Raw genomic sequence first — 18,300 nt, forward strand, 5'->3', positions numbered from 1 at the left:
GATGCGCGCTTAACTCGCCATCGCGTCGAGTTGCAGTTCGCCGGCTTCGCCAGTGTCCCCGCGCGCCTGTTCACTCAACGTGTCGACGGCGACGCTGTCCGGCAGGCAGATGATCGTCTGGAACTGACGGAATGCCGCGCCCTTGTGGTCATCGGTAAAGCGCAGCTCGATGCTGCCGTGCTCGCGCCGCAGAAAGTCGCGCACGGCGTCCATGCCGACGCCACGGCCCGACACTTCGGTGACCGTCTGCGCCGTCGAAAAGCCCGGCCGGAAAATGAACTCGGCGATGGCCTCGTCGCTCAGCGTGTCGTCGCCGCCAATCCAGCCGCGCTCCAGCGCGATGCCGCGAATCCGTTCGAGCGCGAGGCCACGGCCGTCGTCGCCAAGCGTGATCTGCATAGCGCCGCTGTCCACGCCCACTTCGATATCGATCGTGCCGGCTTGTGGCTTGCCTTGCGCACTGCGGGCCTCGGCGGTTTCGATGCCGTGGTCGAGCGAATTGCGCAGCAGGTGCATGAACACGTTGCTCAGCGTGCCGCCCGCGTCGCCGCGCAAGCGGTAACCGTTGTCGTCGATTCGCACGTCCGGCGCCGGCTTGCCCAGCTCTTGCGCGAGCGACGGCAGCGAGTCCAGCACGCCGGACAGCGCGTCGCCCACGCTCTGGCTGCCGAGTGCGCGCAGCGTGCGGCGCAGCGCGTTGCGCATCGCTTGCAGTTCGTGGAGTTCGCCGGTATTGGTCTGGTCCAGCAGGCTGAGCGTGCGCTGAATCTCGTCCTTATCGACCATCACGTAACGGCCCGCGGTTCCCGCACCGTTAGCCTGGCCTTTGCTCTTGCGCCCGAGGCTCTGCTCGTTGATCTTCGCGTAGCTCTCGATCGCCTCGCGCACCCGCGTCAATTCGCGCATCAGATGCTCCTGATCCCACGAGCGATCCGCGTCCGGCTCGCGCAACTCGTGATAGCTACGCTCGGTTTCGTGCACGACGTTGGTCAGATGCTGCAGGTTGTAGGTCCGCGCATTGCCCTTGATGGTATGCATGTTGCGGAACAGCTCGGCAATCGCCGCGTGATCCGCTTCGGAATGCTTGCGAATGATGCGCTCGTTCTCGCTGACAAAGCCAGCCGAGCTTTCGATGAAGTGCTGGAACTTCTCTTCGCTGACCGCGAGAATCTCGCCGATCATGTCGAGACGGCGGCGCTGTTCGCTCGCTTCGGCCGCGAGCTTGCGCAGCTCGGTGACGTCGCGCACGCACAGCATCAGACGCACCACGGTGTCGTTTTCGTCGGTAATGGCCGACCAGCTCAGGTCGAGTATCTTCACGCGGCCGTCCGGCATGCGCTTCGCAATCTCCCCGACCAGCAAGTGCTGATTGAACGCGAAGTTGATGCAGTCTTCGCCGAGGCACGCGTGCGTTGCCGCGTCGATTTGCGAAAGGGCGTCGGCGCCCAGCTCCGTGTCCGCGAAAACCAGATCCATCAGCGCGCGCCCGGCGATGTCCTTCGTTTCGAAGATGTCTTCCAGATACGCCGAGTACTCCGCGTGGATCACTGCGCCGTCGATCACCGTCAGAATGCCCTGCTGCATGTTCCGCAACATCGCCTGGATGTCGGCGGTTTTCTGCTTCAGCTGCGCGGAGCTTTCCTGAATCTTCTCGATCATGCCGTTGAAGGCGACGATGGAATGACCGATCTCATCGAGCCGCCCCACCGGCACGCGGCGCGTGAAGTCCTGGCTCGACGCGATCTCGCTCATCATGGCCTGCATGCGGCTCAACGGCCGCGTGATCTGGCGATACAACAGCGCGCCGATCGAAGTCAGCAAAATGATCGCGATGCCGGTGACGAACGCGATTGCCGTGGCGGTGGTCGCGAGCGTGGCGTTCAGCGACGTGATCGCGTCGTCCTTCTCGCGATTCTTCTCGACGCGCAAGGTCTCGACGATGCCTTCGAGTTCATCGCGATACTGCGCGACGTTGGCAAACAGATACGCCTGCGCGAGTTCGTTCTTGCCGTCGGCCTTCATTTTCGCGGTCTCGGCAATCGCGGAGAAATAGTTCTCCAGACTGTCGTTCGCCTGGGCAACGAGGCCTTGTTGCGCGTGGCTTGCCGCCTGTTTGGCCTGCAACGCGAGCGCCTGTTGCAGCGAGGCTTTTTTCTTCTTCAGCTCGTCCTGGGCTTGCGCGACCATGTTGGCGTCGGGCGCGTAGACCAGCGTCATCGTGGCGAGTTGCACGTCCTTGACTTGCGACACGAGGTCAGCGGATGCGAGCGCGCTGGGCACCACGCCCTCGGTCACCTTGCGCACTTCGGCGGCGCTGCCGCGCGTCTGATAGACGGCATAGCCGCCGATCGCCGACAACGCGACGAACATGAGAACAACCAATAGCGTGATGCGATGACGGATCGTCATTTGAACCCCCCGGGGTCTGGCCTTCGCGTTCGCTCTCGATCGGAGCGCGCGTTGTGTGCGAAACGTAATCTGACTTACGGCGCTGCCGAGTATTGCCGATGCATGTTACTCAGCGATGACTAGCTGGTTTTTGTGCGTGCCAGAGGGGTTAAATTTAGTTCTCAAGTTTTCGTGCGAGAGGCCGTTATTCAACGGCCTTTCTTTTACGGCGAAGATGACGCGTGTGAAGCGGCGATAAAGCGGCGATTAATGCAGACCCGCTGGCGCGTCGAGAAGCGCTCCCGAATTTCCTCACCTTTGCATCCGAAGTGCGCTGACAGGTAGCAAGATTCTCACCTCGCCGGGTCCCGAATCTTCTCACCTATCCGCTTTCAGCCGTTCTCCCAGCCGCCGCCCAGCACCTTGTACAGCGTCACGAGATTGGCTTGCCGCGACAGGCTATCGGTCGCGAGTTGCTGCTGCGCGGTGAAGAGCGTGCGCTGCGCGTCGAGAAAAGTGAGGAAGCTGTCCGTGCCTGCCTTGTAGCGCGCTTCGGCGAGCGTGTAGTAGCGCTGCGCCGACGCCACATATTCGCGATCCGCCTGCACCTGATCGACGTAAGTGGCGCGCCCCGTCAGTGCGTTCGCCACTTCCTTGAACGCGGTCTGAATCGCGCTTTCGTAGTTCGCCACCTCGATCTGCTTCTCGATCTTCGCGACATCGAGCGACGCCTTGTTGCTGCCGTAATCGAAGATCGGCACCGACACGCTGCGCGCGAACGCCCACGCGCCGGTGCCGCCCTTGAACAGATTCGAGAGCGTCGAACTCGACGTGCCGGCCGACGCGGTCAACTCGATCTTGGGAAAAAATGCCGCGCGCGCGGCGCCGATGTTCGCGTTCGCTGCCTTCAACGCGTGTTCCGCCTGGACGATATCCGGACGACGCGTGAGCAGCATCGACGGCACGCCCGCACCGATGTCGGCGAACATCGACTCGTCGTCGAATTCGCGGGGCGGCGGCAGGTCGTCGGGAATCGGCGCGCCGAGCACGGCCACCAGGTTATTGCGGTCCTGCGCAACCGCGCGCCGGTATGCCGCGAGGCTGGCTCGAACGCGAGCGCCCGTCGATCATCGTGCTCGACCTGATGATGCCGGGTGTCGACGGTCTAAGCGCGCTGCGGCAATTGCGCGCGAACGGCGACACGATTCCCGTGATCATGCTGACCGCGCGCGCCGACGGCGTGGATCGGGTGATCGGTCTGGAGCTCGGTGCCGACGACTATCTCGGCAAGCCGTTCATGCCGCAGGAACTGCTCGCGCGCATTCAAGCGGTGTTGCGGCGGCACGCACAACCGGCGGCCGTGCCTACACCCGCTGAGAAGCGCGACGCGCTGCGCTTCGGCCGCTTCCGGCTCGATTTCGCGAGCCGCACGCTGTTTTGCGACGACGAGCCGCTCAAACTGACCGGCAGCGAATATGCGTTGCTCGAAGTGTTCGCCCTGCATCCGATGGAAACGCTGTCGCGCTCGAAGCTCGTCGACGTGCTGCACGGTCCGCACTCCGACGTGACCGAGCGCGGAATCGACGTGCCGGTGTGGCGCCTGCGCCGTCTGCTCGAAGACGATCCCGCCAACCCGCGCCGCATTCAGACCCTGCGCGGCACCGGTTATATGTTCGTGCCCGGCGGCAGTGACGATGAACAATCCCTTTAACACGCTGTTTGGCCGGCTTTCGTTGATGACGGTGAGCCTGATCGTGCTGGTGCACATCACCGCGATGGTGCTCGTGGACCGCGAGCGCGGCCAGATCGACACCCGCCATGCGCAACGCGCGGCGCTGCTCGCGGTAGAGGCCGAACACGAAGGCGCGCTCACCCCTGCGCAGATCGCGGCGACGCTCGGCATCGCCAGGGTCAACGCGAACGACGCGATTCCGTATGGCTGCCCCGCGCCTTGCGAGAACAATGATGGGTGAGTTCTTTGAAGCCGTGGCACGTCACCTCAAGTGGCAATGCGACGGACTCCCTGGAAATCCTCACCGTGGCATAGGTGCAAATTCAGCGTGGCAATCGCTCACCTCCTGGAATCGCTCACCTTTGCCGTTGATCTCCTGGAACGCCTCACCTTTAAGGCACTTCTGGAGGCTTCCACGGTGCCATTTGGCTCCTGGAACTCCTCACCTCTGGTCGCGTATGAAGCTATCTCCTAGAATTCCTCACCTTTGGTCGCGTATGAGGCTATCTCCTGGAATTCCTCACCTTTGGGCACGTATGAGGCTATCTCCTGGAATTCCTCACCTTTGGGCGCGACTGATCGCATCTCCTGGGAAACCTCACCGTTCGGCACGACACCACCACCCCTGGAAATCCTCACCATCCTGGAACGGCTCACCTTTGGCGGATGGCTGCGGTTCGTGTCTTTAAGGATTGTCAGAGCGGAAACGTCTTCTCTCCAATCGAAGCGTCAGCATTTTCTGCTGATGGTTCTGTCTTTCCCTCTGCATCAGTAGATCGAACTCACGGTCTACTGACTTGTTTCGGCCGTCCTGCAGGAGCTTGACCGCGAACGCAACACACAAGATTAGTATCGCGGACGAAACCATGAACGCGCAGATGAATATCAACAGCGTCGTCAAAAAGGACAACGCCAGGTAGGCAAAGAACCAGGCGGCTAACAGCAAAATAGCGACCTGCGCCAAAGTCAGACCCAGGCGAATCAATAGGTTGTCATCCAGTGACCTCCCTAACGGGTCCTCAGCCGCGTCTGCTTTCGTCATCTCTCGCGCCGTCTTGCTGGGGGACCCGGCGCGCGACTGCTTCGTGCGCTCTTTGACAATTTGCAGCCACGCCAGAAGTGCGGGCGAGAGCGCAGTGATCAGCGCTGTAAGCCCTTTCATATAGTCGAGAAAGCCGACTGGGTTTTTCTCTTTGTCGTTGCCCTTGTCTTTGTCTTTGTCCTTGGAAGCCCCTCCATCACACTTTGCACAATCCTTAGGCGCAACCTGTCCAGCACCGCCTGCGCCATCTTTTCCGTTTGTACCGTCTTTGCCGTTGGAGCCGTTAGACCCGTTGGAGCCATCGCGGCCGTCGCGGCCATCTCTGCCGTTCGCCCCGTCCCGGCCATCTCTGCCGTCGCGCCCGTCACGACCCATTACGCCATCGCGGCCGTTGATGCCATTCTGTCTATTCCCGCCATTGATGCCATCGCGGCCGTTAACGCCGTCCCTGCCATTGACACCATCCCGTCCGTTTATCCCAGCCGCGCCATTTTTCCCAGCCTGGCCATTTGCGCCGTCTCTTGATCCAGGCCTCGATCCACCACCATTCGATGACGCTCCTGCTGGCGCAACTGCGACTGTCGTTTCGTTGCGGACATTCCCCCCAGAAAGAGAGAGATCGCCCACACCGCCTTGTCCGTCCACCGACGATCTACTTGATCCGCCATTCGCAGAGTTTTGAGTACCTGAAGAGGGATTGGATTGGCCACTGGGTTTGTCGAGACCTGACGTGCAGGCGGACAGCAATAGTGCAAATAGAAAAGACGTCGTGAGCCATCGCATGACTTGCCCCTTTGGCTGATCGATCCCGATTCACCGGTATTACCCGCCGATACTCCAGCCCCACTATCGCTGTTCGAGCATAAAGCAAAACGCCCAGGCCACGTCGGCCATAACATCGACCATCGCCTTCCGCAAATACTGCCAATCGGAATCCATATACCGATTGCTTCCTGTTAATCGCACGACGAATTTTCTACACTCACTGCTCCCATTCGAACCAGAAGGGAATAGAAGCACGAGAACCGTGTTCCCGCCGCTACTCCACTCTAAATGACACGGGAGAATCGCAGGCATAAGCAGGCCATTAAAAACCAAAAAAATCCTCTACTGCAGCTTACTGACGATGCCTCTCTCCGGTCACGCCTTCGTGGAAAGCAGCGTCACTTTATTTGGCATTGCCGACAATGGCATCTTCTACGCGAGCAATCAGGCCTCGCTCGGGTCGACAAAAACGGCAAGAGCGCGGTTCAGGCACAAGCCGGCGCGTTGGAATGCGCCTGAAGCTTATAGGCCTGAAAAGGGAATTGATATTCCGATTGATTGGTTTGAGCGTCACACGCGGCTTTCTACACTTTTACCTCTTCATATAGGAGTGTGATCCGTGAGTTCTCCCGCCCAAACGAATCTGGACACGTCATTCGAAAATCTCCGTATCCGGCGCGTCGCTGGACTGATTGGCGGAGAAGTTCAGGACCTCAAGCTCTCCGCCTCGCTCGACGATGCCGCGATCGACACGATCCATCGCGCGTTGGTGAAATACAAGGTGCTGTTCTTCCGCGATCAATCGCATCTGGACGACGCCGAGCATCATGCGTTCGGCGCACGTTTCGGCGACACCGTCGCGCATCCCACGGTGCCTTCGCTGGAAGGCACGAAGCTGTTCGAGCTGGATGCGTCCAAAGGCGGCGGCCGCGCGGATTCCTGGCACACGGACGTCACCTTCATCGACGCCTTTCCGAAGATCTCCATTCTGCGGGGCGTCAAGATTCCGGCGTATGGGGGCGACACGGTCTGGGCCAACACCGCCGTCGCGTACGAGCGTCTGCCCGACGACCTGAAACGGCTGGCGGACTCGCTGTGGGCCGTGCATACCAATGACTACGACTACGGCGCCGAGCGCATCGCGGGCACGGACTCGCAGTCCGCCGAGGTGCGTCTTGCGCATCATCAGAACGTGTTCGTTTCGACCGTGTACGAGGCGGAGCATCCGATCGTTCACGTGCATCCGGTGTCGGGCGAAAAGGCATTGCTGCTGGGCCACTTCATCAAACGCATCGTCGGCTTGTCGAGTTCGGAGTCGGCGCGCATCTTCGAGATTCTGCAAAACCGCGTGATCCGCCTCGAAAACACGGTGCGCTGGCAGTGGCGTCAGAACGATGTCGTGATCTGGGACAACCGCGCCACCCAGCACTATGCGGTCAACGACTACGGCACCCAGGAGCGCCTTGTTCGCCGCGTGACGGTTGCGGGCGAGCGCGCGATATCAGTCGATGGGCATCATAGCCGCACGCTTCGGCGGCCGGAGCAGCAACCGCAAGCGCAGTCGCAAGCCGGGTTGCAGCAGGCCGCACGCGACCCGGTCGCCTCCGCCGCTTGAACGAAAACCACCATAACGATTAGCGTGGCCTTCCAATCATGACGCAACGTCGACGCCTGCTTCAGGCCGCGCGGCACTGGGCGCTTCGGCGCTGCTGCCGGGGATGGACGCTGACACCGGCTGATTGGGACGTCAAGGATTTCCTGCCGGGCGCGCTGGCTCCGGAGACCGGCAAGGACGGCAAACTGTACGGAATCCTCTGGGACGCCGCTCAGAACTTCACCTTCACCTGAAACCCCACCGTAAACGGCAGATTGTCCGATGGAATCGGCGGGATCACGATGAAGTTCGCGCCGACGCGCTTGTATTCGACCATCACGATCGGCGCGGCCACCGGACCGATCGTATGGTTGCGACCCAGGCCCCAGTTGCCGTAGTTATAGCCTGAGATGATCCCGGCGATCGCCGCGATGCGCACGATGCCCCAGTGCGCGAACTCCGGCGCCCACACGCCGCCGCCATAATACGAAGGCCGGCGCAGCGAGTTGCGAAAGCCCCCGGCCGTCAGCGCCCATTGATTGTTGAGCCAGCATTCGACGCCCAGGCCGGGGTTGAACTGTTCGAAATCAGTATTCGGATCGGGGTTGATGTGATACGAGCCGAGCATGGCATCGACCCACACGCCGCCCTCGCACCAATTGCCTGCGTGCGCGGCGGAGGCCGCCGCCAGACTCGCGACGAGCGCCACTGCAGTACGTCGGATATTCTTCTTGATCTGCCGAAAATGCATGTCCTCTCCGTCACCAGTCGAGCGCCGATGTCTTCCATGTTCTGGCTATGAGTGTGCCGCCCGTCGCGCACTGTACCGCAACCCGCACACGCGATGTTGAGGATGCGCTCGGGCGCTCGGGTACGGGAACTGCACGCGCCCAAAGCCACAACGATAACGGAGAACCGATGGCAAAGCGGTGAATGCGCGCGCATCCACCGGCCATCTTTGACGAAGTCTAAAGACCGAGGTCCGACAGTCCCGGATGATCGTCGGGACGGCGGCCAAGCGGCCAGTGATACAGGCGGTCGGCTGCGCGGATCGGCAGATCGTTGATGCTGGCGTGACGGCGCGCCATCAGCCCATGTTCGTCGAACTCCCAATTCTCGTTGCCGTACGAGCGAAACCAGTTGTTCGAATCGTCGTGCCATTCGTACGCGAAACGCACGGCGATGCGGTTATCGGTGAATGCCCACAGTTCCTTGATCAGCCGGTAGTCGAGTTCCCTCGCCCATTTGCGACGCAGCAGGCCGACGATCTCCGCGCGGCCATGCACGAATTCGGCTCGGTTGCGCCAGATGCTGTCCGATGTGTACGCGAGCGACACGCGCTCGGGGTCGCGGGTGTTCCAGCCGTCTTCCGCGGCGCGCACTTTCTGGATCGCGGATTCGCGTGTGAACGGCGGCAGCGGCGGGCGGGTTTCGATTGTGTCGGCCATGATGGTTCCTCAGTCAGGGTGCGATGCGCCGGGATGGCGGTCGCTTGTTTGCGGGAGCGTTAGTAGGCTTGCTTGCGGTCTTGCTTGCCGATGGGGTCGTGGCATGGCTCGTGGACGCGCCTCGCTCGCCGGCGAACGAGGTCTCGGCGTCGAGCAAGACGCGCGCTGCGGTCTGCGCATCGAGCGCGGCATCAGCCTCGCCGCTCACCAACGCCACGGCGATCGCGCCGTCGAGCAGAATCAGCCATTGGCGCGACAAACGCACCGCGCGGCGCGCATCCATGTCGGACTCCGCCGCGAACGCGTCGCACTGGCTGCGCACGAAATCGAGCAGGCGCTCCTTGTGTTTGCGCGCGACGATCCGGATCGGGTCGTGCGCCGATGCAATCTCGCCGGCCGCGTTCAAAAAGGCGCAGCCGTGAAAATCTTCCGACGCGAACCATTCGCGCAGTACCTCGAACATGCCGAGCAGACGCTTGCGCGCAGTCTTGCCGCGCAGCTGTGTGCCCGCGATAAACCAGTTCATCCAGCGCTCGTCGCGCCGTTCCAGCGCGGCCGCCACCAGCGCGTCTTTCGATTCGAAATGGGTGTAGAAGCTTTTGCGCGCGGTGCCGGACTTCTTGACGATCGCGTCCACGCCGGTTGCGTGGATGCCGCCGGCGTAGATCAACACTTCCGCGGCGTCCAGCAGACGCTCGCGCGCGCTGCCGGGCGCCGCGGCTTCAGTGAGAGTTTCGGTAGCCATGCACGTAAGGTAGAACGATCATTCTCCCTCGTCAAGTTTTTCGTGCGTTTCGGCGGCTGGCTACGCTTGCTGCTATCGTGATGGCGATCGGTTAACTGGAACGAATTTCATGAGCCCCTCATCTGTCCGCGTCACGCTGGCGCGCGCGCTGCTAGCCGCAACTCTGCTCACCGCGATGGCCTGCACGCCGGTGCAGGTGCTCACGCATTCGGTCAGCCAGAACGAAGCGCGCGTGCCGGCCGGCCGCTACGTGATAGACCCCGACCATTGCAGCATCACCTTCGACATCGATCACTTCAAATACTCGCGCTTTACGATGCGCTTCGATCGCAAGCAGGGGCAGCTCGACTGGAACGAGGGCGGTCTCGATCGGAGCACGGCTTCGGTCACGATCGACGCCGCCAGCATCGATACGAATGTGCCGCTGCTCGACAAAATGGTGAAGGGCGCGAACATGCTCGACGTGTCACGCTATCCGGAGATTCACTTCGTGAGCACGCGATTCGAGCGTACCGGCGAATCGCGCGGCACGTTGACCGGCGATCTGACGATTCGCGGCGTCACGCAACCGGTGTCGCTCGATGTCACGTTCAACGGCTTCGCGCCCGATCCGCTGACGAAGAAAGACACGCTAGGTTTTTCGGCGGACGGTCGCTTCAGCCGCGCGAAGTTCGGTTTGTCGACGTGGTATCCCGCCGTGGGCGACGAGATTCATGTGCGCATTCAGGCGGAGTTCGTGAAAACGCCCGCAGGCGGCTGAGCGCAGTGCGGGCGTGGGGTGGGGCGCGATCGCGTCAGCTCACGCAGCGGTCCAGTCCAGAATGACCTTGCCGCTCTCGCCGGAAAGCATCGTCGCGAATGCCTGCTGATAATCATCGACCTTGAAGTGGTGCGTGAGGATCGGCGACAGATCCAGCCCGCTTTGCAGCATCGCGACCATCTTGTACCAGGTCTCGAACATTTCGCGTCCGTAAATGCCCTTGATTTCGAGGCCTTTGAAAATCACCTGGGTCCAGTCGATCGCGGTCTGCGCAGGCGGAATGCCGAGCAACGCAATCTTGCCGCCGTGATTCATCGCTTCGAGCATGCCGGTGAACGCGCTCGGCACGCCGGACATTTCCAGCCCGACATCGAAGCCTTCGGTCATGTGCAGGTCGCTCATCACGTCGCGCAACGATTCGCGCGACACGTTCACCGCGCGCGTCGCGCCCATCTTGCGCGCGAGCTCGAGGCGGTAATCGTTGACGTCGGTGATCACGACATTGCGCGCGCCGACGTGTTTCGCGATCGCCACCGCCATGATGCCGATCGGTCCGGCGCCGGTGATCAACACGTCTTCGCCGACCAGATTGAACGACAGCGCCGTATGCGTCGCGTTGCCGAACGGATCGAAAATCGCCGCGAGATCGTCGGAGATCTCGGGCGGAATCTTGAACGCGTTGAACGCCGGAATCACCAGGTATTCGGCGAACGCGCCTTCCCGATTCACGCCGACGCCGACCGTATTGCGGCACAAATGCCGGCGTCCCGCGCGACAGTTGCGGCAGAAACCACAGGTGATGTGTCCTTCGCCCGACACGCGATCGCCGATCGCAAAGCCGCGCACTTCCTGACCCATCTCGACGATCTCGCCGACATATTCGTGGCCGACGTGCATCGGCACCGGAATGGTTTTTTGCGCCCAGTCGTCCCACTTCCAGATGTGAATATCGGTGCCGCAAATCGCGGTGCGGGTGATGCGGATCATCACGTCGTTGTGGCCGACTTCGGGCTTCTTCACGTCGGTGAGCGTGAGGCCCGGCGCGCGTTCGAGTTTTGCCAATGCTTTCATATGCGCCTCTGATTCAGATAACACCCAGTTCGCGGCCGACACGCGCAAAGGCGTCGACGGCCCGGTCGATCTGTTCGGGCGTATGCGCGGCGCTCATTTGCGTGCGGATGCGAGCGCGGCCTTTGGGCACCACCGGGAACGAAAAGCCGATCACGTAGACGCCTTCCTCCAACAGCGCGTCCGCCATTTTCGAAGCGAGTTGCGCGTCGCCGAGCATCACGGGAATGATCGGATGTTCGCCCGGCACGAGCGTAAAGCCGAGCGCGCTCATCTTGCTGCGGAAGTGCGCGCCGTTTTCGCGCACACGTGCGCGCAATTGCGCGCCTTCGTCGCTTGCCAGCAGTTCGAGCACTTTCAGCGACGCGGCGGCAATACTCGGCGTCAGCGTGTTCGAAAACAGATAGGGACGCGAGCGCTGCCGCAGCAACTCGACAATCTCCTTGCGCGCGGCGACGTAGCCGCCCGATGCGCCGCCCAACGCTTTGCCGAGCGTGCCGGTGATGATGTCGACGCGCGACAGCACTCCGCAATGCTCCGGCGTGCCGCGCCCGTGTTCGCCGACAAAACCCACCGCATGCGAATCGTCGACCATCACCAGCGCGCCGTAGCGATCGGCCAGATCGCAGATGCCGGCGAGGTCGGCGATGATGCCGTCCATCGAGAACACGCCATCGGTCGCGATCAGCTTGAAGCGCGCGCCGGCGGCGTCCGCTTCTTTCAGGCGCGCTTCGAGATCGGCGAGGTCGTTGTTCTTATAGCGGAAGCGCCTGGCCTTCGAGAGCCGCACGCCGTCGATAATGCTCGCGTGATTCAGCTCGTCGCTGATGATCGCGTCGTTTTCGTCGAGCAGCGTTTCGAACAGGCCGCCGTTCGCATCGAAACAGCTCGAGTAGAGAATGCAGTCGTCGGTTTGCAGGAACGCGGCGAGCGCACGTTCGAGTTCCTTGTGGACGGTTTGCGTGCCGCAAATGAAACGCACCGATGCCATGCCGAAGCCGTCGTTGTCCAGACCTTGCTTCGCGGCCTCGATCAGCCGGGCGTCGTCGGCAAGGCCGAGATAGTTGTTCGCGCAGAAATTCAGCACGGCCGTGCCGTCGGCAAGACGCACGTCGGCCGACTGCGGGCTCGCGATCACCCGCTCGTTTTTGTAAAAGCCGTCGGCGCGGATCTGTTCGAGGGTGCCGCGTAAATGGGCGAGGTATTGGTCACGCATGAACCAGACTCCTGAATAGGTGATAGGGCCGCCGCATGAACGTCAGCCTCAACGTTCCGGCTCGGGCGACGGCGAGGCGGCCTGTTATAGTCGGCTGTCAGTTTTATCGGATATTTTCGTTTTTCCGAACTAAAATCCGGTATATCGAACAACTCTAAACGATGGGTCAGGAAATGGCAAGTTCGGGTATCCGCCGCGTCGCGGCCAACGCGGCGCCTACGTCAGGCGCAACTTCGGTGCCGGCGAGCGCTGCGCCGCCGCGCGTCGGCGAGCAGATTCAGCGCCTGCGCGCGGAGCGGCGCATGACGCTCGACGATTTGTCGCGTGCGGCAGGCGTGTCGAAATCCATGCTATCGGAAATCGAGCGCGACAAGGCCAATCCGACGATCGCGGTCGCCTGGCGTCTGACCAATGCGCTGGGCGTGAGTCTCGACTCGCTGTTCGCGCCGCCGAAGGCGCCCGAAGCGATCGCGGTGTCCGGGCCGCACGACATTCCCACGCTGAGCGGGCACGAGGCCAAATATCAGTTGCGGGTGTGGGGGCCGATCGATCTGGCCGGCAAGTTCGAATGGTATGAATTGACGCTGCAGCCGGGCGGAGCGCTGGTATCGAACGCGCATGAACCGGGCACGCGCGAGCACCTGACCGTGCTGCATGGATCGGTCGAAATCGAAGCGGCCGGCACGACGAAACGGCTCAAAGCCGCGGACACCGCCCGCTACGTCGCCGACGAACCGCACGCGATCCGCAACGCCGGGAAGGGCGAGGCGAAAGCGCTGCTGGTGGTGATTCACGGCTGAGGCCGGGCGCGTCGGCCTTGTCGGGCGGGCGCGTCGTGGCTAGTTGTTGGCTGAATTGGCCATTCAGCCGAGGTTGCGCGGAACACTGTGTATTTGTACAGTATAGGCTGTCGATTGGAGCCGAAAATGAACAATCCGAAAGCCGATCCTAGCGATCAAGCTCTGGCCGCACTGCGCTATCAAACCGCGGCGCGCGATCTCGAACATATCGTGCGCAATATTGCCGCGCGCTACATCGTGCAGCAGGTGCCGCTTACGTGGCGTCTGCTGCATGCGATCGAAGCCGAGGCGCTGGCGGACCTCGGCTTCGCCAGCCGGCACGACGCGTTGCTGCTGGGCCTGTTTCAACGTCCGTCCGATCTGCCTTATCCGGAAACGGACGAAGCCGTGGATTTCGGCACGTCCACTGCGCTGCCGGCGGTGTTCGCGTTCGCCGTCAGTGCTTATGAGGAAGCCGCGCGCCGCGCCGCTCAGCCTGCGCCGGACCGCCCGGGCTTGAAGCGCTCTCGGCCTTGGGGCGGCTGAACGCTGTATTTTCGCCTGTTGCCGCCTACAATAGCTGCAACTAACGGAAGAATAGCTTATGTCACCTCCTCATCTGTCCGACCCGGTTGCCCGCCCTGCGCCATCGACCGATCTCTTCGATCAGCAACGCGAGGACTGGCGTCGCGATCCGCAAATCGCTTTCGACGCGTGGCTGGCCAGACAGCATTTCAGACGTTCTTCCGCTGACGTCTACCGGGCGCAGTGGGGGCTTTTCCTCGACTGGCTCGGTGCGCGTCAGAAAAATCCCGTCACGGTCGACATGCACGAGATCGCCGAATTCGTCGCCGGGCTCGATATCCGCAAACCCCAACGGATCAGGTATTTGCGGCTGATCGAACGGGTGCTGGATCATGTACGCGAAATTGAATCCGCGTCGACAAACCCGGCACGCTTCATTGCTCAGGATGGCGAAGCAGCGTGGCGAAACGCGCGCGACAATGAACCGACCGGTTTTCTCACCCATGCCGAACGAACCGCGCTGATCGCGCAACTCTTTTCTCCATTGCCGGTTTTGTCGGCGGCGCAGCGTTGGAGAGAGCGGCGCGATCGCGCGTTGATCGCCGTGTTTCTCGGCGGCGGATTGAAAACAGGCGAGGCCGCTGCGCTTACGGTTAGTTGCGTGAATGCCGGCTCGCCGTGGGTGACGATCGAGTCCGCGAATCCGCTGCTGACGCGCCGGACCCGGCTCGCCCCGTTCGCGGCAGCCATTCTCGACGCGTGGCTTGCCGAACGTCGTCTCGCGGAACTCGCCGGCAATCTGGTGTTCCCCGCGTCACCCTCTGGGCGGCCTATGCACAAAGCCACCATGCTGCGCGCGGTCGACGCGTTGGTCGACGGTGCCGGGATTGCCGCGTCGCGAAAGTCTCGCGCGAGCCCACAAACCTTGCGCAACACTTTTGCTGCGGATTTATTCGAGAGCGGGGTAGAGGCAGAACTGGTCGGACAATGGCTGGGATTTGTGCAAGCCGTATCCGCGAACCGTTTGTATCGCGCCTGGCAAACGTGGATGGATCAGCAGGAACCGCCCGCCGCCGATGTGCCGGATCCGGCTGCGCCGCCGTTGCACGCGCCCAGAAGCGACGGGCGTTTGACGAGAAAACCGGGAGCGGGCGAGCCCTGAAAAGCCTCACCTTTCTGGTCCCGAATTTCCTCACCTTTGACGTTTTATCCGCTAGCGCACCGTGTTGAACTACCGGGCCGCAGCCGCGGCCATGTCGCTCGACAGAAACCGGCTGACCGCTGCGAGCCTTGATGCGCCGAGTCCCGACGAGTGCTCACACTCCGGGCAGAGCAATTCATAGCGGTGATCAACTTGCGACAGTTCCGGCTCACCTTCGTCGCATTTTGGGCAGCGCAGCGGAAGTGAGACATGGCCGTCCGCCGCAGTGCCGACCGCATTCAATTCGTCGCTGGTGAGCCGGCCCGCTTCAACCAGCGAGCAAAGCAGACTGGCGATCGCCGGGTCGATGCCTTGCTGGGTGCGCAGCACGGCAACTTCTTTCGTCAACGCATCCACTTCGTCCGATTGCTCGCGCAGTTGCGCGTCGAGCCGGTCGCCGCGCGCCTTGGCCGCGGCAATCTGTTGAATGAACTCAAATTCCTTTCGGCTCGCGTCGCGCACGCCCGATTGGTACGTGGCCGCCATGCTGCGCAGCGAGTCGAGTTCAACGAGCATCGGCTTGACGCGCCGTTCGGCTTCCGCAACCGCGTCTTTTATCTGCTGCGCATAGTGTTCCGTGCTTTGACGCAATTCGACGTGCAATGCGTCGATTCGGTCGCGCAGTGTTGCATTGGTTGCGAACTCGGCGTCCAGACGCTGACGGAGCGCTTCGTTTTCGTGATCGAGCCGTCGCACCGTTGCCTGCAAGCCTTCCTGGTGGACGTTTCCATGCGTAGTGGCGCTCGATAGCTCGGCTTCGAGCGCTCGAACCCGATCCCACGCGGCTTCGGCGCGTAGTTCGCTACGTTTGACTGCCTCGTCCGAGGCGTCCCGACGGATTTCCGCGTCTCGTGCGAGTTGCTCGGCGGCGGCAATTTGCGCGTGTATTTCCTCGCGTTCGCTGTCGAGCGTAGTTCGCGCATGCGCAACGGCTTCTTCAAACAACGCGCCCAGCAGTTCGCCGGCGCGATCTTCCAATGCCTTCGGGATCGCGCCCGCACCGACTTTTACACGCGACACATTGCGGATGCGTTCCCAGAAATGGTCGATGTCCTTCGGAATATCGCTCGCGCTGCCGGTCTGCGTCAGATCACGGACCGCGGCCATGGATGGGCGGATACCCAGGTCGAAAAACAGCCGCTTGCATGCATGCAGCGACAAATCCTGCCGCCGCGCCCCTTGAATACGCATGGCCTCAAGCTCACCACGAATGGCTTGTCGCTCCTGGTCCAGATTCATATCAACCTCGATGTCGCTCGAATTGGATGGATCATAACAATTTACGTAGCGTTTGCTACCTATTTGTTCCTGTCACGGGGATGTCGTGGAATTGGCGTGCTTTTACGTGTTGGAGATGTCGATCAACTCGCGGTCGTTGATATTTGCCGTGAAACAAAGCGAAGAATAGCCAATAAGTTCTTGTAAAGAAAGAGTTTTTGATTGCTATGAGTAAATTGTCGACTGTTTCACGAACATTGAATCGCATCGATGTTGGGTGAAAGTGGTTGTCCGGAGGACTCGCGGGGCGAATGCTAGAGAGTAATAAAAGTAAACACCTTTGAACCCATGTTAAAAACGTTAACGCCACGGCAAAGCCTTATCTGGCGGGCGTTTCAGACTGGGAAGGTGAAGCTTTGCGGGAGACGTGGTGAGGTCTTGCGGGATGCTGGAGTGATGAGGTTCGGGGACCGGGGTGAGCGGGTCCGGGACAGAACGTGAGCGGGTTCAGGAGACCAGGTAAACATGTGGTTTGGTCAAAGGTGAGACTTTGCAGGGGCTCGTGGGGGTGAATCGCCCGGCAGCGCTTGAAAGTCCATTCCGGTGGCGGCCGAACCAAAGGTGAGCGCTTTCGGGATGGTCTCAGCTGCTGATTTTTGGGCCTGATTTGAGGCCGTAACCCCCAATGGTGAGCCAAGTCAGGAGAAAACGCGAAGCGAAGGTGAGATTTTACGGGGCCGGACGGGCATTTCTGCCTGATTTCTGGGCAGTCACGCGCCAAAGGTGAGGGTTTGCGGGATGCAGGGCTGTGTTCTCGTTAGCAATGCGCCGGTGATATCGACGAGCGGGTGGACCCTGCGATCTTATAGGTGAGGAAATTCGGGAACTGGCTTCGAGGCCGGTCTGCTCGATTGCCGGATCTGCCGGTTTTGGTCAAAGGTGAGGCTTTTCGGGAGCTTGGGAAGTGCCTTATAGGCATAAAGGTGAGGAAATACGGGACCAAAACGGCTTCCATTGCCCGGAAAAGCCCAACAGATGCAGCCGTGACAATGGCTGCGATGCGGCGCCAAGTTTCTATTGGTGAGGTTTTTCGGGACCTTTGGGATAGCAATCCCAACTGCCGTCTTCTGTCAGAAACCGTCTAAAGGTGAGAGAAAACGGGAGTGGACGACGCGGCGCTGCGAGGGATAAAAATCTAACTCATTGAATTTAATGAAATATTATCGTTCCCTATTCAATGGTGAGGTTTTTCGGGAGGTGATCGTTTAGGCCGCCATCACCATCTGCGACGTATAAAGGTGAGGTTTTTCAGGAGGGTTTTTCGGTCGATCAAAGGCACGACGCCTCGGAAGCCCGCGTCGTTCCAAGTCGGCGGTCAGAGTAAAGGTGAGCTTTTTCAGGGGAGGTTGGACGGGCTGCAGGTCGGTGACCGCCAAAAGGCATCGTCGAGCAGTTGTAGATCCCTAGCGCGATCAGTCAGGCCGCTGTTGAGTCGGTATGCATTTCCAGTAACTTCGTCTGCATCCATTAGTCGGCAGTACCGCGCCATAGCCGCTCACAGTCGTGCGAATCGGCGCTCGGATGCATGGCGCAAGGCCTTGCCGCGCCGTGCTGGGCCAATCGCACGGGCCCCAAACCGCCTCCCTGTGAGATCCGTTGCGCGTTCATCCCGGCGAATGCACCGGCGATGTCGTCCATGCTGCGCGTGCCAATCTGAAATCCTCTCGCAAGGACCAGCGATCCCCCCACGGCTTCTCCCCTCCCCCGCCGCCGAAACTGTGCGCAGCGCTTTAATGAATCGTCTCGAGGTGGCCGCCTC

General features: G+C 61.2%; 16 protein-coding genes and 2 pseudogenes. 9 read left to right on the forward strand and 9 right to left on the reverse strand.

Annotation, left to right across the window (positions count from 1 at the left end):
- Positions 1-9 precede the first annotated feature (9 nt).
- Together FVF58_RS14805 and FVF58_RS14810 are read right to left on the reverse strand one after the other, a co-directional pair.
- On the reverse strand, positions 10-2,409 hold the full coding sequence (locus tag FVF58_RS14805) for a HAMP domain-containing protein (RefSeq protein WP_149670654.1): 2,400 nt from the start codon (positions 2,407-2,409) through the stop codon (positions 10-12).
- 371 nt (positions 2,410-2,780) lie between these two features.
- Positions 2,781-3,506, reverse strand: a pseudogene (locus tag FVF58_RS14810) (efflux transporter outer membrane subunit); the annotation flags it as partial.
- Here FVF58_RS14810 and FVF58_RS14815 point away from each other — a divergent pair.
- Together FVF58_RS14815 and FVF58_RS14820 are read left to right on the forward strand one after the other, a co-directional pair.
- A pseudogene (locus FVF58_RS14815) lies at positions 3,494-4,099 on the forward strand (winged helix-turn-helix domain-containing protein); the annotation flags it as partial. The pseudogenes FVF58_RS14810 and FVF58_RS14815 sit on opposite strands and share 13 nt — an antisense overlap.
- Positions 4,083-4,361, forward strand: a complete 279-nt coding sequence (locus FVF58_RS14820; RefSeq protein ID WP_188130817.1) for a hypothetical protein — start codon at positions 4,083-4,085, stop codon at positions 4,359-4,361. The pseudogene FVF58_RS14815 and the gene FVF58_RS14820, both read left to right, overlap by 17 nt.
- 444 nt (positions 4,362-4,805) lie before the next feature.
- Here the strand turns inward: FVF58_RS14820 and FVF58_RS14825 are convergent, their stop codons facing one another.
- Positions 4,806-5,945: a collagen-like domain-containing protein gene (locus FVF58_RS14825; RefSeq protein ID WP_149670655.1), complete on the reverse strand. Its 1,140-nt coding sequence runs from the start codon at positions 5,943-5,945 to the stop codon at positions 4,806-4,808.
- 367 nt (positions 5,946-6,312) lie between these two features.
- Here FVF58_RS14825 and FVF58_RS14830 point away from each other — a divergent pair, with 367 nt between their 5' ends.
- Genes FVF58_RS14830 through FVF58_RS14840 form a run of 3 tightly spaced genes read left to right on the forward strand, consistent with a single transcriptional unit; the run spans position 6,313 to position 7,775 of the window.
- Entirely contained in the window at positions 6,313-6,543 is a 231-nt protein-coding gene (locus FVF58_RS14830; RefSeq protein WP_188130818.1) for a hypothetical protein, read from the forward strand.
- A gap of 3 nt (positions 6,544-6,546) precedes the next feature.
- Positions 6,547-7,542, forward strand: a complete 996-nt coding sequence (locus FVF58_RS14835) for a TauD/TfdA dioxygenase family protein (protein WP_149670657.1) — start codon at positions 6,547-6,549, stop codon at positions 7,540-7,542.
- Positions 7,543-7,580: 38 nt separating this feature from the next.
- A complete protein-coding gene (locus FVF58_RS14840; RefSeq protein ID WP_149670658.1) occupies positions 7,581-7,775 on the forward strand; it encodes a hypothetical protein in 195 nt (64 codons plus the stop codon).
- On the opposite strand, the gene FVF58_RS14845 is transcribed toward FVF58_RS14840, so the two are convergent.
- From FVF58_RS14845 to FVF58_RS14855, 3 genes are all read right to left on the reverse strand, one after another.
- Positions 7,754-8,272 carry a hypothetical protein gene (locus tag FVF58_RS14845; protein ID WP_149670659.1) on the reverse strand — a complete coding sequence of 173 codons (519 nt, stop codon included), beginning with the start codon at positions 8,270-8,272 and terminating at the stop codon, positions 7,754-7,756. The two genes, FVF58_RS14840 and FVF58_RS14845, sit on opposite strands and share 22 nt — an antisense overlap.
- A 217-nt stretch (positions 8,273-8,489) precedes the next feature.
- A complete protein-coding gene (locus FVF58_RS14850; RefSeq protein ID WP_149670660.1) occupies positions 8,490-8,969 on the reverse strand; it encodes a nuclear transport factor 2 family protein in 480 nt (159 codons plus the stop codon).
- 13 nt (positions 8,970-8,982) lie between these two features.
- The gene (locus FVF58_RS14855) at positions 8,983-9,714 is read right to left on the reverse strand and encodes a TetR/AcrR family transcriptional regulator (RefSeq protein ID WP_149670661.1); all 732 of its coding nucleotides are present in this window, start codon (positions 9,712-9,714) and stop codon (positions 8,983-8,985) included.
- 109 nt (positions 9,715-9,823) lie between these two features.
- On the opposite strand from FVF58_RS14855, the gene FVF58_RS14860 reads away from it, so the two are divergent.
- Entirely contained in the window at positions 9,824-10,474 is a 651-nt protein-coding gene (locus FVF58_RS14860; RefSeq protein WP_149670662.1) for a YceI family protein, read from the forward strand.
- A 39-nt stretch (positions 10,475-10,513) separates the two neighbouring features.
- Here the strand turns inward: FVF58_RS14860 and tdh are convergent, their stop codons facing one another.
- On the reverse strand, positions 10,514-11,545 hold the full coding sequence (gene tdh / locus FVF58_RS14865; RefSeq protein WP_149670663.1) for an L-threonine 3-dehydrogenase: 1,032 nt from the start codon (positions 11,543-11,545) through the stop codon (positions 10,514-10,516).
- A gap of 13 nt (positions 11,546-11,558) precedes the next feature.
- On the reverse strand, positions 11,559-12,758 hold the full coding sequence (locus FVF58_RS14870; RefSeq protein ID WP_149670664.1) for a glycine C-acetyltransferase: 1,200 nt from the start codon (positions 12,756-12,758) through the stop codon (positions 11,559-11,561).
- Between the two features lie 161 nt (positions 12,759-12,919).
- Here FVF58_RS14870 and FVF58_RS14875 point away from each other — a divergent pair, with 161 nt between their 5' ends.
- The 3 genes from FVF58_RS14875 to FVF58_RS14885 all read left to right on the forward strand — a co-directional run bounded on the left by FVF58_RS14875 (position 12,920) and on the right by FVF58_RS14885 (position 15,224).
- Positions 12,920-13,558, forward strand: a complete 639-nt coding sequence (locus FVF58_RS14875; RefSeq protein ID WP_149670665.1) for a helix-turn-helix domain-containing protein — start codon at positions 12,920-12,922, stop codon at positions 13,556-13,558.
- Positions 13,559-13,684: 126 nt separating this feature from the next.
- Entirely contained in the window at positions 13,685-14,083 is a 399-nt protein-coding gene (locus tag FVF58_RS14880) for a DUF2471 family protein (RefSeq protein WP_149670666.1), read from the forward strand.
- A gap of 58 nt (positions 14,084-14,141) precedes the next feature.
- Positions 14,142-15,224 carry a tyrosine-type recombinase/integrase gene (locus FVF58_RS14885; protein ID WP_149670667.1) on the forward strand — a complete coding sequence of 361 codons (1,083 nt, stop codon included), beginning with the start codon at positions 14,142-14,144 and terminating at the stop codon, positions 15,222-15,224.
- 69 nt (positions 15,225-15,293) lie between these two features.
- On the opposite strand, the gene FVF58_RS14890 is transcribed toward FVF58_RS14885, so the two are convergent.
- A complete protein-coding gene (locus FVF58_RS14890) occupies positions 15,294-16,502 on the reverse strand; it encodes a DNA-binding protein (RefSeq protein WP_149670668.1) in 1,209 nt (402 codons plus the stop codon).
- Positions 16,503-18,300: the final 1,798 nt, after the last annotated feature.

The sequence above is a fragment of the Paraburkholderia panacisoli genome, assembly GCF_008369935.1.
Taxonomy (GTDB): domain Bacteria; phylum Pseudomonadota; class Gammaproteobacteria; order Burkholderiales; family Burkholderiaceae; genus Paraburkholderia; species Paraburkholderia panacisoli.